Annotated in this window: 14 protein-coding genes and 1 other RNA gene; 3 read left to right on the top strand and 12 right to left on the bottom strand. The window is 43.2% G+C overall.

The features are described 5' to 3' along the window. Window positions 1-99 precede the first annotated feature (99 nt). The 10 genes from LRR81_RS04200 to LRR81_RS04155 all read right to left on the bottom strand — a co-directional run bounded on the left by LRR81_RS04200 (window position 100) and on the right by LRR81_RS04155 (window position 10,282). A complete protein-coding gene (locus LRR81_RS04200) occupies window positions 100-2,022 on the bottom strand; it encodes an ATP-dependent DNA helicase (RefSeq protein ID WP_231788028.1) in 1,923 nt (640 codons plus the stop codon). 126 nt (window positions 2,023-2,148) lie between these two features. Next, on the bottom strand, window positions 2,149-2,352 hold the full coding sequence (locus LRR81_RS04195; protein WP_231788027.1) for a hypothetical protein: 204 nt from the start codon (window positions 2,350-2,352) through the stop codon (window positions 2,149-2,151). A gap of 65 nt (window positions 2,353-2,417) precedes the next feature. Next, on the bottom strand, window positions 2,418-3,563 hold the full coding sequence (locus LRR81_RS04190) for a THUMP domain-containing class I SAM-dependent RNA methyltransferase (protein WP_231788026.1): 1,146 nt from the start codon (window positions 3,561-3,563) through the stop codon (window positions 2,418-2,420). Window positions 3,564-3,786: 223 nt separating this feature from the next. Then, an RNA gene (rnpB, locus tag LRR81_RS04185) (RNase P RNA component class B) lies at window positions 3,787-4,177 on the bottom strand. Window positions 4,178-4,270: 93 nt separating this feature from the next. Beyond that, the gene (gene gpsB / locus LRR81_RS04180; protein WP_231788025.1) at window positions 4,271-4,573 is read right to left on the bottom strand and encodes a cell division regulator GpsB; all 303 of its coding nucleotides are present in this window, start codon (window positions 4,571-4,573) and stop codon (window positions 4,271-4,273) included. A gap of 113 nt (window positions 4,574-4,686) precedes the next feature. Further along, window positions 4,687-5,244 carry a DUF1273 domain-containing protein gene (locus LRR81_RS04175; RefSeq protein ID WP_231788024.1) on the bottom strand — a complete coding sequence of 186 codons (558 nt, stop codon included), beginning with the start codon at window positions 5,242-5,244 and terminating at the stop codon, window positions 4,687-4,689. A 55-nt stretch (window positions 5,245-5,299) separates the two neighbouring features. After that, on the bottom strand, window positions 5,300-5,527 hold the full coding sequence (locus tag LRR81_RS04170; protein WP_231788614.1) for a CotD family spore coat protein: 228 nt from the start codon (window positions 5,525-5,527) through the stop codon (window positions 5,300-5,302). 612 nt (window positions 5,528-6,139) lie between these two features. Then, window positions 6,140-7,393 carry a ribonuclease H-like domain-containing protein gene (locus LRR81_RS04165; RefSeq protein ID WP_231788023.1) on the bottom strand — a complete coding sequence of 418 codons (1,254 nt, stop codon included), beginning with the start codon at window positions 7,391-7,393 and terminating at the stop codon, window positions 6,140-6,142. Beyond that, window positions 7,383-9,665: a DEAD/DEAH box helicase gene (locus LRR81_RS04160; RefSeq protein WP_231788022.1), complete on the bottom strand. Its 2,283-nt coding sequence runs from the start codon at window positions 9,663-9,665 to the stop codon at window positions 7,383-7,385. Before LRR81_RS04160 ends, LRR81_RS04165 begins: the two co-directional genes overlap by 11 nt. A 116-nt stretch (window positions 9,666-9,781) precedes the next feature. Further along, the gene (locus tag LRR81_RS04155) at window positions 9,782-10,282 is read right to left on the bottom strand and encodes a PTS sugar transporter subunit IIA (RefSeq protein ID WP_231788021.1); all 501 of its coding nucleotides are present in this window, start codon (window positions 10,280-10,282) and stop codon (window positions 9,782-9,784) included. Window positions 10,283-10,491: 209 nt separating this feature from the next. Here LRR81_RS04155 and LRR81_RS04150 point away from each other — a divergent pair, with 209 nt between their 5' ends. Next, a complete protein-coding gene (locus LRR81_RS04150; RefSeq protein WP_231788020.1) occupies window positions 10,492-10,941 on the top strand; it encodes an Hsp20/alpha crystallin family protein in 450 nt (149 codons plus the stop codon). Between the two features lie 117 nt (window positions 10,942-11,058). Here LRR81_RS04150 and LRR81_RS04145 read toward each other — a convergent pair whose 3' ends face one another. After that, a complete protein-coding gene (locus tag LRR81_RS04145; protein ID WP_231788019.1) occupies window positions 11,059-11,733 on the bottom strand; it encodes a YppG family protein in 675 nt (224 codons plus the stop codon). Between the two features lie 223 nt (window positions 11,734-11,956). Here LRR81_RS04145 and yppF point away from each other — a divergent pair, with 223 nt between their 5' ends. Next, the gene (yppF, locus tag LRR81_RS04140; protein ID WP_231788018.1) at window positions 11,957-12,139 is read left to right on the top strand and encodes a YppF family protein; all 183 of its coding nucleotides are present in this window, start codon (window positions 11,957-11,959) and stop codon (window positions 12,137-12,139) included. Window positions 12,140-12,391: 252 nt separating this feature from the next. Next, window positions 12,392-12,565, top strand: a complete 174-nt coding sequence (locus tag LRR81_RS04135; RefSeq protein ID WP_231788017.1) for a hypothetical protein — start codon at window positions 12,392-12,394, stop codon at window positions 12,563-12,565. Window positions 12,566-12,602: 37 nt separating this feature from the next. Here LRR81_RS04135 and LRR81_RS04130 read toward each other — a convergent pair whose 3' ends face one another. Further along, complete coding sequence (locus tag LRR81_RS04130; RefSeq protein WP_231788016.1) at window positions 12,603-12,971, bottom strand: YppE family protein; 369 nt, start codon at window positions 12,969-12,971, stop codon at window positions 12,603-12,605. Window positions 12,972-12,980 lie beyond the last annotated feature (9 nt).

The raw sequence follows: 12,980 nt of genomic DNA, 5'->3' as shown, positions 1-12,980 counted from the left end.
ATTCTAATTCAGATCATAGATATAATATTATTATGTAAACCAAACTCCGGCTTTTTTATCCTACTAAAATAACCCGCCCCACAATCAGGGCGGATCATCTTATTTCAATACAGGGACCACAGGCAAAATATTAAAAATTTCATCCAATACTTCCTGTTTTTCATCATCATCTGCGAATATGGTGATTTCTCCCTTATCCTCATTTGTTCTGATTAATCTTCCAATTCCCTGGCGCAGCCTTAGGATCATGTACGGAAGCTCAACTTCATGAAAATAATCTTCTGCTCCATCCTTTTTCGCCTCGAAAACAGGGTCAAGCGGCGGATACGGCAATGCCCATATGATGACATTGGACAGAGATTCGCCTGGAATATCAAGACCTTCCCACAGGTGGACGGCACATAAAACAGACGCTTCCTCATTTTGAAAATCGGAAACGGTTTCGCTTATTTCCCGGTCACCTTCAAAATAAACTGGGAACGGTAAAAGTTCTTTGCTAAAGGAGTTCTTGAATTTGTTCATTTCCATAAAATCAGGGAACAGGACAAGAGTGCGCCCATTGCTTCTTGAAATTGATTCAAGAGCAGACGCCCGTTTTTCCTCAAATCTGCTTTCTTTTTGCAAAAAGATTTTCATCTGCTCTTCATATTCAAATGGAGAGGCCACTGAAAAGGAGTCGTAGGCCTCAATTCCGAGGCTTTTGGCCAGATAATCAAACGACCCTGCAGTTGACAGCGTCGCAGAGGAAAAGATAATGGGAAGCTTTTGAGAAAATACCTTTTCCTTCAGCACTTCTTCAACCTGTTTCGGCATAATAACAAGGGAATAATCGCCATCCTGCATTTCCACCCATGAGATCGCACTTGACCCAGAGGAAAACAAATTGATGCTGTACTCCATTTGATCTAAATATTCTTCCACAATGGCTGTATCATAGCCAGCTACCGTGTAAAGCTCTCCTTCAAAAACCAATGCTTCTGATATGGCAGCAAGAATTCCTTTCAGCTGCTGAGCCCGCTTGATAAGAGGATTATTAACAAGAATTTTTCTTCTTTCAGACCCCTCATTTTGCTCAAGTGAATCACTCAGGCTGTAAAAAAACTCATCATTAAGAAGAAGTGCTTCCTCTACAAGCAAAGCAGTTTCCTCACGCACATCGTTTTGGAGAATTTTCTCTAGCAAATCAAGCAGTGTTCCTTTTTTGACTCTGTATGTCAGCGCCTTTTGTGCGGCAAATTCGAGAAGATGCCCTTCGTCAAAAATGATGCAGCTGTGCTCTGGAAGCAATGGGAGCTGTCCTTCTCTTTTTCTTGAATCCTTTGTCCAAACATGCTCCATATAAAAATCATGCGAACAGATAATTACATCGCCCGCTTTTCTGTAATGATCTCGTGACAGTGTCAAACCGCATCTGTTCCGCAATTCACAGGAAAGGCAATCCTGGAAAGGGTCCCATGACACATTCGACCACTCGGCATCTGTTAAGCCAGGTGACTGTTTTCTGTCACCGTAAGGAGTAAACCGCTGCATGCCGGCATGATCATGCACAAAATCCGGAAGGGCGTCATGCAGATCAAGGTAAACCTCTTCATCAGACTTTTCAGCCATTTTGTTCAGCTTTTTCAAGCAAAGATATTGTTCCTGGGATTTACTCAATCTCACATCTATGTCGATTCCGAGGTGCTTTGAAATTTTTGCAATATCCCCTTCTTTTTTTACGAGCTGTTCAATCAGCGTTTCATCTGCGCAGGCGATGAGTGCAGGCTTGCCTGTATATCTCGCATAGCTGATCGCGTATAGAAGATACACGAGCGTTTTGCCTGTCCCCACTCCTGCTTCTGCAAACATGGTGCTTTTATCTTTAAAAGCCCGCTCAAGCTGAAAGGCCATAAATATCTGTTCATCTCTTAAATCAAAGCCCTGCTCTGGAAGAAGATCGTAAAAAACATCTCCAATCCAATTGGATAGGCCTTCGTAAAACGTTTCGTCCTTTGATACGGCAAATGGTAATTGAGATGCCATCTTTACAAATTCCCCCGATATCATTCTATTCAGATTTTCTATAATATCAAATCAGCTTGTACATTTCAATTGGCCTGCTCTGCAGCATGGAAAAAGAGCTCTTCTGAAGAGCTCTTCATTTTCTCCTTATAGACCGTTATTTCTGTCAAACAGCGACTGAACAAGCATTTTATGATCAATGCTTGCGGCATGGGCCATAGCCTTCATAAGATTTTCCTGTGCACTTCCAAGCGACTGGATACCCGCGCACTCCTGGTCTTGCTTTGACAGGCATTCGTAAGAGCTGATCAGCGCTTTTGAAATTAATTGAAAATCCTGGTCTTTCAGCATAACCAAATCACCCTCTTTACCGTTCATTAATAAGAATGATTTAGTTTATGCTTACTTTTAAAATCTTATGCACGCTGTTTGGGCGGCCGTTTTCCCCAGAACTGATAATAGTCTGTTCTTAGAAAACCATTAAAAAGCTTCCGTTTTTTTGTTGCCTGCCTGCCGTATAATTTTTCAAAATCCGGATGAGATGTGAGCATGTACACTGACCATGTATCAAGATCAGCAAATGCTGCACCCATCTCTTTGTACATTTGCTCCACTTCTTTCTTATCCCCAAGCCTTTCACCGTATGGAGGATTTCCAACAATAACGCCATAATCGCGTTTTGACGTAAAATCCCTAACCTGCATTTGTTTAAATGTAATAATCTCGGCGAGACCTGCTTCTTCCGCGTTGTCTTTCGCAATTTCAACCATTCTGTGGTCAATATCACTGCCGCTGATATCCAAAGGCTGGTCATAATTGGCCAGGTCCTCAACTTCCATTCTTGCTTCATTCCACTCATTTTTTCCGATCCAAGTCCAATCTTCTGAAACAAATTGCCGGTTAAACCCAGGTGCAATATTCTGGCCGATCAAAGCTGCTTCAATCGGTATGGTTCCTGAACCGCAAAAAGGATCTGCAAATGGCTTGTCAGGTGTCCAATTTGTAAGCTGAACCAATGCAGCTGCAAGTGTTTCTTTTATTGGCGCTTCCCCCTGTCCTGTCCGAAACCCTCTTTTATGCAGGCCTGGACCGCTTGCATCAATGGTAAGCGTGCAGACATCCTTTAAAAGAGCCACTTCAATTTTATACACCGGGCCCTCTTCTTCGTACCAGTCTGATTGCTTTTTGTACCGCTTTTTTAAATTTTCAACAATGGACTTTTTAACGATGCTCTGGCAGTCCGGCACTGAGAACAGCTTGGATTTAACTGACTTCCCGATGACTGGAAATTGAGCTCTTTCAGGAATGTAGTCACCCCAGTTTAATGCTTTCGTTTTCTCAAAAAGTTCATCAAATGTTTCAGCTTTAAACTCGCCGACTTTAATCTTGATCCGGTCAGCGGTCCTTAGCCACAGATTGGATCTGCAAATCGCGAGCGGGTCTGCTGTAAAAGTAACTTTTCCGTTTTCAGTTGATGCTTCATATCCCAAATCTTTTACTTCTTTTGCCACCAAGGCTTCTAGGCCCATGGCCGATGTGGCGATCAATGTTACCTGGTTCATGCATGGCACCCTTTCCTGATATTATTTCTTATAAAAGTTAGCAGTTCATTCAATTGGCAAAACCTATGTAAAAAGGCTGACTCATGCAGAAACAGGCTGTCTTCATTCACAGGCATGAACAGAAGTCAAATCTTCATCCTGCTGTGAACAATTGGGACAGTCTGACAGCGAGTCAGCCTTTATTCTAAAATGTCATGTGATAGCTGTACTGATATTAATAACGTTCTGTAAGCCATGTTTTGTCCCTTCGTACTGCAAACGGCCTTCACCTCGTACTGAAGGGGGCAATCATCTATCTACAAAGGTGCAAACTCACCCTTGTCCTTCTTTTTGTTCGTTTCCTCAAAGAAGGTGCCCCTACCAATATTTGGGTTTCTCGCTCGAGGGGTTTACCGCGTTCCACTCTTTTCATTTCTGAAAAGACTACGTCACTGTGGCACTTTCAGGGTAGCAAAACCATATCACAAGGACTTAGGTTTCTTCCCCGCCGTCAGCTGAAAAATCAGCTGCCCTGGCTTATGAATTGGCCAGGCACGAACACTACGGGCATCTCAGCCCGTGCGAGCATGGACTTTCCTCTACAGTTCTAAAAACTGCAGCGATTGCCCGAACGTTATTAATTTTACAGCATTATTTAGTATAACTTACGCCATGCCAGTTGTCAAGAAGCTTGTAAATCTCATTGTGATCAGCGTTTTTTATGTAACTCAGTCATAAAGCTTGCTGCCGAAAACATGCTTTTCCAAGTTAGACAGACGCTTTAAAATATCAAAATTGGTTGTATTGGTCTGGGCAGGTGCAGGCTGCTTTTTGTGCGCTTCTTCAAGCTGCTTTTTCAGCCGCAGGTTCTCCTGCTGCATCTCTTCTATTTCCTGATGAAACGTTTCATAATCTTTAATGATTAAATCAAGATATTTGTCAACGTCTTCCTGCTTGTACCCTCTTACGGATGTTTTAAATTCTTTTTCAAGAATATCCTTAGCCGATAATTTAATTTTGTCAGAAAGCATACCTTTCACCTCAATCGAGTTGATCATTCTTTATTTTTTCAAAAAATCAGCGAAAAGTCAATTTACTGGCGAAAGAAACAGGAAAATATTGCGTGATAATGCTGATTTTCCTTTTAATCCCGGCGCTCCTGTTCCTGCAGATCTTCCACAACCAGCTGCAAATCATAAAAGGTCAGCTGAATAATTTCATAGGGCCTGATTTGCTGTATGGCTTTGGCTGCCTCCAGCATAAATTTCGGTGTTCCCGGGCGTTCTTCATCGTATAAAAGCAGCAGACCGTCTGTTTTATCAACTAAAAAGCTGTTCTTATTTTTAAACTGCTGCGGACTTTCGTAATTGCGCTTCGAAATTGTATCTTTAAAATCAGCTTTTGCCGTTATGCTCTCGTAAAGCTCTTTATTGGCTTCATTCCAATTGGCGTCCTGATTATAAAAAGGCTCAAGAACTGCTAGCTTCACGTTTGGATACTCTTCTTTTAAAGAATACACTTCCTCTGCAGCCCAAATCTCTGTCCCAAGCTGGCCGCTGATAATAACCCATTCCAGTCCCTCTTCAATCATCGGTATAAGGCTGCGCCTTATGGCAAGCTTGATGTAATAGACCGCAGGATCATTTTGCTTAAATATACCCAGTTCACTTGATTTATAGCCGGTAATGAGCAGTGTTTTCATATAAAACCCCTTATAAATGGCAGCAGGAGCTGACATAATCAGCTCCTTGCCTTTTTTAGCGGAAAAACGGGCCAGGTCCCGGGCAGTTAAAATGCTGGTGGGAAACCTCATTGCAGCAGGATTGTGTTTGCGGATGGTAATGCAGGTGCTTGAACATTTGATGGTTGACGTTCGTTACATGCTGCGGATGAATGTGAGGTACAATTGTTGTTGAGTAGGAATTTACAACAGCATTTTGCGTCGGGTGTACAACCGGCGGAACTGCATTCTGAGGTCCCATCATTGCCGGGCTGACCATTGAGGGATCCATCATTCCAGGTCCCATCGGCCCCATTCCCATTCCAGGACCTCCCATTCCAGGTCCTTGACCCATTCCTGGCCCCATTCCAGGTCCCATCATTGCCGGGCTTACTTGTGGCGCCATCTTGTTTGATTTTCCGTGCATTTTCAAAACTCCTTTCATTTTTGCTGTCTTACAATTACAGCCTATGAAAGAAGCAGTGAACATGTACTAATGCAAAAACCTATTTTGAAAGGCATCCATCATGTCTTTGCCCATCGATTATGCAGCCAAATTGCCGTATAAAGCGGTTACCTGCAAGATGTTCGGAGTTTGCCCGGATAAGCTTCGCGCTAAAAATCCGCTTTTGTTCTATAAAGAACCTTACAAAAAAGCGTAAAAGCTTTCTTTAAAGTTCGTGAAAACGAAAACGATAAGTGCTACAACAAAAAAGAACATATAAAAAATCCCTTTGTACATGAACAGCATTCCCCTACTTCAAAATGTCACTACAATGAATTATTTTACATGCTTCGCCATCATTCTACAATGAATTTCGAAAGAAAATATAATGCTGGTGAAACAGCTCATTTTTTGCGCTTGCCCGGGGAATAATCAGCTGGAAATTTTTCTTTCCAGCCTTCCTTTCCGCTTGCTTAATTCATTCAAAAGCTTTTGTTTCTTTTCTTGAGCAAGCACCCTGATTTCCTTCGCTTCCATCATTGCCCCTCTTGCATAGTGAAGGGCCCTTCCGGCATCCTTTTCCTTATGTTCATAGTACTTTGCAAGCTCAATTGCTGCATCAATTCTAAGAGAGCCGCTGCTTTTTACAAACACTTCTTCCCACAATGCAGCTGCTTTTTCATTTTGTTTCTCTTTCTTCAGCTTTTTGGCAATCGCTAGCTTTGCTTCAAACTGCCTGGCAGAATTTTTTTCCGACAGCGCTGTGAAAGCATTCATAGCTGATTCACTCTGACCTGAGGATTCCAGCCATCTCGCAAGCTCGAACTGGATATGTTCGTCCTTTTCGCTTGCAGCATTCATGAGCAGGTCTGAGATGACTTGATACAATGTAATCAATGTCAGGACATCCAGCTCATTGTGCTTCATGACCCCCTTTATAACCTCTGGATCCTGTGTTTCGGCAAAGTGAAAATATATAACTGGAGCAAGGTAGCCGGGAACATCCCCTTCACGCTCAATGTTCAGGATTTCTTTCTCCACAAGAGAGAGCCTAAGAGAAGACAGGTGATTCTTCCAGACCCGCTTCGCTGCATGCAGCAGATCAAAATGGCCGAAAGCAGGAAGTTCAGGAAGAAGATTGCGAAGCAGAGTATGCCTTGTTTTAACCTGCGGCCAGTCAAACGCTTTGCCGTTATAAGTCACTAATGTTTTAATGTTCACTTCGCTCAAAAAGCTTTGATACAAAGCGACTTCGTTACCTGGCTTAGGCAGCAGATGCTGTTTGACGACCACTTTGTCGTTCATTACTCTTGCATGGCCCAATAAAAAAATCATATTTCCCGCTCCGCCGCCAAGACCTGTCGTTTCAGTGTCAAAGAAGAACAGGTTTTCCGGAAGATGTCCCTTTGCAGACAGAGGATGATCAAGACTGCTGTCATTCCAAGCTTCAACCGTATTCCTGAAGGTTCCAAGCATCGCTGTACCGTGAAAGAAATCAAGCGGATAATGCGTTTCTTTCACATAGCAGAATTGGTCTTCAAATCTATAAACAGCCATTCCATGCTCTTCCCATACAGAATCTGAAGCTTCTTCCAAATGCTTTGCAGAAGAATCCTGCTTCTCTGCCTGCTTTTCCTCTTTAACAATATGGGATTTTAAGCGGTTCAGCTTATTTTTAATCGACATGATCATCAGCTCTCAATTCATTCAATAACTTAATCGTATCCATCTTCCTGCTGTCAAGCTCTCCATCTGTGCCTACACAGGAAGGGCATCCGCTCTGGCATGGGCACTCAGACACCATCTGGGAGCATTTCAGCAATATTTCTGTAATCATATCAAACACCTTTTTGGAAAGCCCTACACCTCCAGGATACCGGTCATATAAAAAGATGGTCGGCCGGTCATTATGCGAAGCCTTAACTTGCGGAACGACATGGAGATCGGAAGGATCGCACATCACACTTAGAGGAGAGATATGCCGCAGAACGTTCGCCGCCCCGACAAGTGCATCTTCAAGCCGCTCGCCATTCCATTTTTCAGCTGTTTCATCTGAAATGCTGATCCAGGCTGCATTGGTATGAAGAATCTCCTCTGGAAGGTGAATGGGCCCAAAGCCGATGTTCTCATGTGTATCAAATTTAATTTTTTTAAAAAAAGTAGCCATCGCCTGCACAGCAGCATCACCGAAACCGATGGAACAGGCTGCAAGCTCTTTTGATAAGTCCTCTTCAAGCACCTTCATATGCACGGCAAGATTGGCATCTGTAAAATAGTCAACATCCACTTCTCTTACATAGGCCTTCTTTTCTTCCCAATCCAGCTCTTCCACTTGAAATTGGACACCCTGATGCAAATATATCGCTTCATCATGAAGAAGTGTCATAGCACTGAAGCGGTCCATTTCGCCGATCACTTTAAAATTCCCGGTATAGGTCATATCAACGATAATAACATTCTCCTGTGAAGCAGAGCGAAGGCTGATTTCATGCGCTGGAAAAGAATCGTTCATCCAGTGATAGGCTCCCCTGTTCTGATGCAGAACTTTTTCATCAGCCAAAAATTCAAGAATATCATCAAGCTCTGTGCCGTCAAATGTTTCTCCTTCTTTAAAAGGCAGTTCAAAGGCTGCGCATTTCAAGTGATCCACGAGGACGATCAGGTTATCGGGATTAATCACAGCTGTTTCCGGATTTTGCTTAAAAAAGTAATCAGGGTGCTGGATAATATATTGATCAAGAGGCGTAGAGCTTGCTACCATCAGAATCAGCGCTTCCCCGTGCCTTCTTCCTGCTCTTCCTGCCTGCTGCCAGGCACTGGCAATTGTGCCGGGGTATCCAGTCATAATGCAAACTTGAAGCTGCCCGATATCAACGCCAAGTTCAAGGGCATTTGTACTGACTACCCCAAGAATATCTCCATTCCGAAGTCCTTTTTCAATTTCTCTTCTCTGCTTTGGAAGGTAGCCTCCTCTATACCCTCTTATTGTTTTCGGACCAAGCTTCCGTTTGATCAGTTCCTGGAGGTAAGTAAGAATGATTTCAACTCTGACCCTGCTTCTTGCAAAGACGATCGTCTGGATCTTATTTTTCAAAAACTCTGCAGCCAGATTTCTCACCTCAAGAGTTGCACTCTTCCTGATGTTCAGCGGCTTATTCACAACAGGAGGATTATAAAAAACAAAGTGTTTCTTTCCAGAAGGCGCCCCGTTATTATTGATCAGAGTCATGCTTGTACCGGTCAGTTTTTCCCCAAGCTCCAGCGGATTCGCAATGGTTGCAGAAGTGCAGATGAATTGAGGGCTGCTTCCATAAAAGGCGCATATGCGCTTCAGCCTTCTTAAAACATTTGCTACATGGCTGCCGAAAATTCCCCTGTACGTATGAAGCTCATCTATGATGATATAGTTTAAATTCTCAAACAAAGAGACCCATTTCGTATGGTGCGGCAAAATAGCGGAATGAAGCATATCAGGATTTGTCAGCACAATATGCCCTGCTTTGCGAATCACCTGTCGGACATTCGGTGCAGTATCCCCATCATAGGTATAGGAATTCACCGGCATTCCGATCTCTTCTATTAATTCGTTCAATTCGCTTTTTTGGTCCTGTGCCAGCGCCTTGGTAGGAAAAATATAAAGCGCTCTGCTATTAGAATCCTTCAGAATGCTGTCCAGCACAGGAAGGTTGTAGCAGAGAGTTTTCCCTGAAGCTGTTGGTGTAACGGCTGTGATGCTCTCTGACTGTTTCACGGCATCCAGTGCGCTTTTTTGATGGGTATACAGCTCTTTAATCCCTCGCTTCTCAAGGGCGTTTTTTAGTTTATGATGTATCCACTCTGGAATGGGCTCAGTTTTAGCTTTTTTCTCATCAATCGTTTTCCAATGAACGATTTGATCTTTATAGGCAGAATCTGTCCGAATAAAGTCGATCAGCTCTTGCATGCTTTGTTTTTTCATCGCAGTTCACCTCTTATCTCTCTATAATAGCGAATAAATGTTCGTTGTAAAAGATGATGCCTGCAATTTTTTCGGCAAGCAAAAAAGCGGGTATTTCCCGCTTTTTGCTGTGGCTCTTATTTTGCTTTCACTTCTAATATTTTGGACTCTCCTGATGTTACTTCCCCTGAACCTGCTTTTTCAATGCTCTCCAGGATATCGCCGTTTGTAATAACAATAGGAGTAACGGTGCTTGCAGCCTTTTCTCTGATTAAATCAAGATCGCATGTTAAGAGCGGATCGCCTATTCTGACTTTGTCCCCTTCTTTTACGTGAGCAGTAAAGCCTTCACCGTTCATACCGACTGTTTCAAGCCCTATATGAATCAGCAGCTCCATGCCGGATTGAGAACGGATGCCGATCGCATGCTTCGTATGAAACAGCTGGATAATCTCACCGTTAACCGGTGATACAATATTTCCGTCCACTGGTTCTACTGCCATTCCATCACCCATCATTTTTTGCGAAAATACCGGGTCTGGCACCTCTTCAAGCGAAACCAGCCTTCCTGATACAGGAGAATAAACAATTTCTTCCGCTGCTTTTTCTTCTTTTTTTCCAAACATTTTTTTAAACATTTTGGGGCTCCCTTCTCAAATCCATGTTAAAGATATTTACCCATTGCCTGCTTTCAAAAAACACAGCGGGAATTAAAGCTTTCAATCATCTATGTACACTTGTATACATCATTATTAAATCATATTTCCATTGTGCAGACCATCTGATAGCACTCATGGGCATTCCCGCATACTATATCCCGAGGGAGTTATGCAAAGGAGTGAACCGCATGCAGGATAAGAACAAAAAAAATTACGGGCTGCCTGACTTTATAAAGCAGGAAGCACCCCTTTTGAGTTTTGTTGATCATTTTTTCCGGTCAGAGCCGATTCAGCACTTTTTGAATGAGTTTAATCAGCTTGTCCAGCAGAGCTTTGCCTTTCCGCTGCTGAACATTGAAACAGCAGTTGAGGACAATCAAATTACTGTTGAAGCAGCCATGCCAGGGCTATCAAAAGAGAACTTTGAAGCGGAAATTTTTGACCGGTACTTAAATTTAAATGTTATTCATAAAGAAGAAAGCCAGCTTATTCATGAAAACAAAGCTTATTATCAGAATACAGCAAGCCTCAGCAATTTTTCAAAATCTGTTCTTCTCCCTTATCCTGTTGATGAAGATGGCATGCAGATTCTTTTTTTAAAAGACACAGCTATTATTACTATTCCCCGAAAAAAATAGCATCACAGGCTGCAGCAAACGCAATACTGTTTGCTGCAGCCTTTTCTTTTTCAGGCATGGCATTGTACGAAAAAAGCGGAGGCTGCAATCTCCCCCGCTTTTTCATCAGAATCGCTGTTATACCTTGAAGATGGTTGATACCCCTTTCACCAGCGAGCTCATTTGATTCACTGCGCTCATCATCTGGCCTGCGGTATCGACCATTTTATTAAAATCCATCTGTCCATCAGCTTTCTTGAACTGGGAAACAACTGTTTGAAATCCCGTACCGTTCTGCTGCTTGGTAAAAGGAACCTGTTTTGGATAGGGATTCGGATAGGGATTGTATGGATTCTGGGAAGGCGGCTGCGGCGGCTGAAATCCCTGATAAGGGTTTCCCTGCGCTCCGCTTCCAGGCATCTGGTGCGGAGCTGTGAGGTTGGTTTCATGAAAGGTATTCTGATAGGTGCTGCCGAATGCATTGTGATAAATATTTTGCTGCGGGGTTTGGTTTTGATAAGTATTTTGGTAAGTGTTCTGGTAAGTGTTTTGATAGGAATCTGTTAAGCTGCCGCTGAATCCAGGCTGCATTGCCGCATGCTGCAGTGCCTGAAGGTAGGCTATATCCGGCTGATAAGGCTTATAGCCGTAAGGAATCTGCAAGCCTGCACCCAGCGGGTTCAAGTGTCCAGGATAGGCCTCGCTTGGATACCCGTACCTGCCTGCCGCAGCAGCCCGTTCTGTTTTTTTGAGCAGCCGTCTTTTTTTTCGATAGGGAAGCTCTTCTTTATTAGGCTGAGCTGAACGAAACATTCTCTTCCTCCTTTTGCATGTGATGGGCTGATATCAGGCTATGCATGAAGAGCATGGGCGGTGAAGCGCAGATTGTCAGGATGTGTCGGAAGTCTAAATTTTTTTACAAATAAGATTTTGGAAATCGCGTGGTACCATATGAATAATCAGCGCAGGGGATAGCCTGATGATAGCAGGCTTAAGCGATGATAACGGTTCCAAAATCATTTAAGGGGATGAGTTAATGAATATACAAACATTGCAGGAAAAATTTTTTCATGCCAAACAGTATCGCCCATCAGATGTAAATGAGCTTTTGGACTTTTCTAAATCACTTTACCTGAATGGAGCTTTATCCATTTCAGATTATAGAACCGCAGTTAAGGATCTGGAATCGCAGGGAGCATCCACTCCAGAAAACGCCTGATGAAGCAGAGATTATTCTCTGCTTTTTTATTTAGGCTCTTTTAATGGCTGTTGATTGCGGTACTCAGGTGTCCGCTTTCCGAGGGGCGGCGCTGAGCCTTCTAAGGCTCCCTTAGCGCCTGCTTAGGACTCACCTGTCCCGCAGCTCCCGCAGGAGTCTCCCAGCTAATAGCAATCCTTCTTCCTTTAAAAATGGAATGAACCTGAAAATGTGCGAGCATATTAACAGTATCTTTCTAAAAGGAGGTACAGCATGGGAAGAGGAAAACATTTTAACCATAAAGCACAAGGCCTTGCTGGCAGGCAGGAAGCAGGAGCAGGAGAGCTTTCTCCAAAGCAGAAAGACCATGACGTTTACGATATTGAACCTGTTGCAAGTGAAGGCGACAGGCCCGTTTCCATTAAGCACGAAAGCGATTTAAAATAATCATTAAAAAGAGGAGGCCGAAGATCGGCGCTCCTCTTTATTCATGCGGAATTCCGCTGATTTTGCCATCCAAAATCAAATCAACAATATACAAAACAGATTCGCACATATTCCGGTGCCTTTTTCGTTTTGTAGATTTATAAAACGACTGAAGCACAGCCTGTTCAAAATTTTCTGCTGTTGATTCCAGCTGAACAGGATGAAGATGCTTTGGCCGCGCCTCTAAAATCCACTTCTCTGCTTCCTGTTTCCAAGCCTCTGCAAGCTCAGATGCTTCTTCAAATGCTGGTTTTACCTCTTCGAAGAAAGAAAATTCCTTCCCCTCTTCAGCAGCAGCGCTCAGCCTTTCGCCGCTTGCAGCAATACTATTTTTCATTTCCCGGCACAGATTTTCGAGTTTATCCATTGGACCGAT

The organism is Metabacillus kandeliae (assembly GCF_021166585.1).
Lineage (GTDB): Bacteria > Bacillota > Bacilli > Bacillales > Bacillaceae > Metabacillus_B > Metabacillus_B kandeliae.
This window is presented reverse-complemented; position numbering and strand designations above follow the sequence as displayed.

Bases quoted from the DNA above. Each gene is read 5' to 3' on its own strand.
- LRR81_RS04165 (WP_231788023.1), bottom strand. From the start codon at position 7,393: ATGTCGATTAAAAATAAGCTGAACCGCTTAAAATCCCATATTGTTAAA.
- LRR81_RS04130 (WP_231788016.1), bottom strand. From the start codon at position 12,971: ATGGATAAACTCGAAAATCTGTGCCGGGAAATGAAAAATAGTATTGCT.
- LRR81_RS04170 (WP_231788614.1), bottom strand. From the start codon at position 5,527: ATGATGGGACCTCAGAATGCAGTTCCGCCGGTTGTACACCCGACGCAA.
- yppF (WP_231788018.1), top strand. From the start codon at position 11,957: ATGAATATACAAACATTGCAGGAAAAATTTTTTCATGCCAAACAGTAT.
- gpsB (WP_231788025.1), bottom strand. From the start codon at position 4,573: ATGCTTTCTGACAAAATTAAATTATCGGCTAAGGATATTCTTGAAAAA.
- LRR81_RS04175 (WP_231788024.1), bottom strand. From the start codon at position 5,244: ATGAAAACACTGCTCATTACCGGCTATAAATCAAGTGAACTGGGTATA.
- LRR81_RS04190 (WP_231788026.1), bottom strand. From the start codon at position 3,563: ATGAACCAGGTAACATTGATCGCCACATCGGCCATGGGCCTAGAAGCC.
- LRR81_RS04200 (WP_231788028.1), bottom strand. From the start codon at position 2,022: ATGGCATCTCAATTACCATTTGCCGTATCAAAGGACGAAACGTTTTAC.
- LRR81_RS04160 (WP_231788022.1), bottom strand. From the start codon at position 9,665: ATGAAAAAACAAAGCATGCAAGAGCTGATCGACTTTATTCGGACAGAT.
- LRR81_RS04195 (WP_231788027.1), bottom strand. From the start codon at position 2,352: ATGCTGAAAGACCAGGATTTTCAATTAATTTCAAAAGCGCTGATCAGC.
- LRR81_RS04135 (WP_231788017.1), top strand. From the start codon at position 12,392: ATGGGAAGAGGAAAACATTTTAACCATAAAGCACAAGGCCTTGCTGGC.
- LRR81_RS04145 (WP_231788019.1), bottom strand. From the start codon at position 11,733: ATGTTTCGTTCAGCTCAGCCTAATAAAGAAGAGCTTCCCTATCGAAAA.
- LRR81_RS04155 (WP_231788021.1), bottom strand. From the start codon at position 10,282: ATGTTTAAAAAAATGTTTGGAAAAAAAGAAGAAAAAGCAGCGGAAGAA.
- LRR81_RS04150 (WP_231788020.1), top strand. From the start codon at position 10,492: ATGCAGGATAAGAACAAAAAAAATTACGGGCTGCCTGACTTTATAAAG.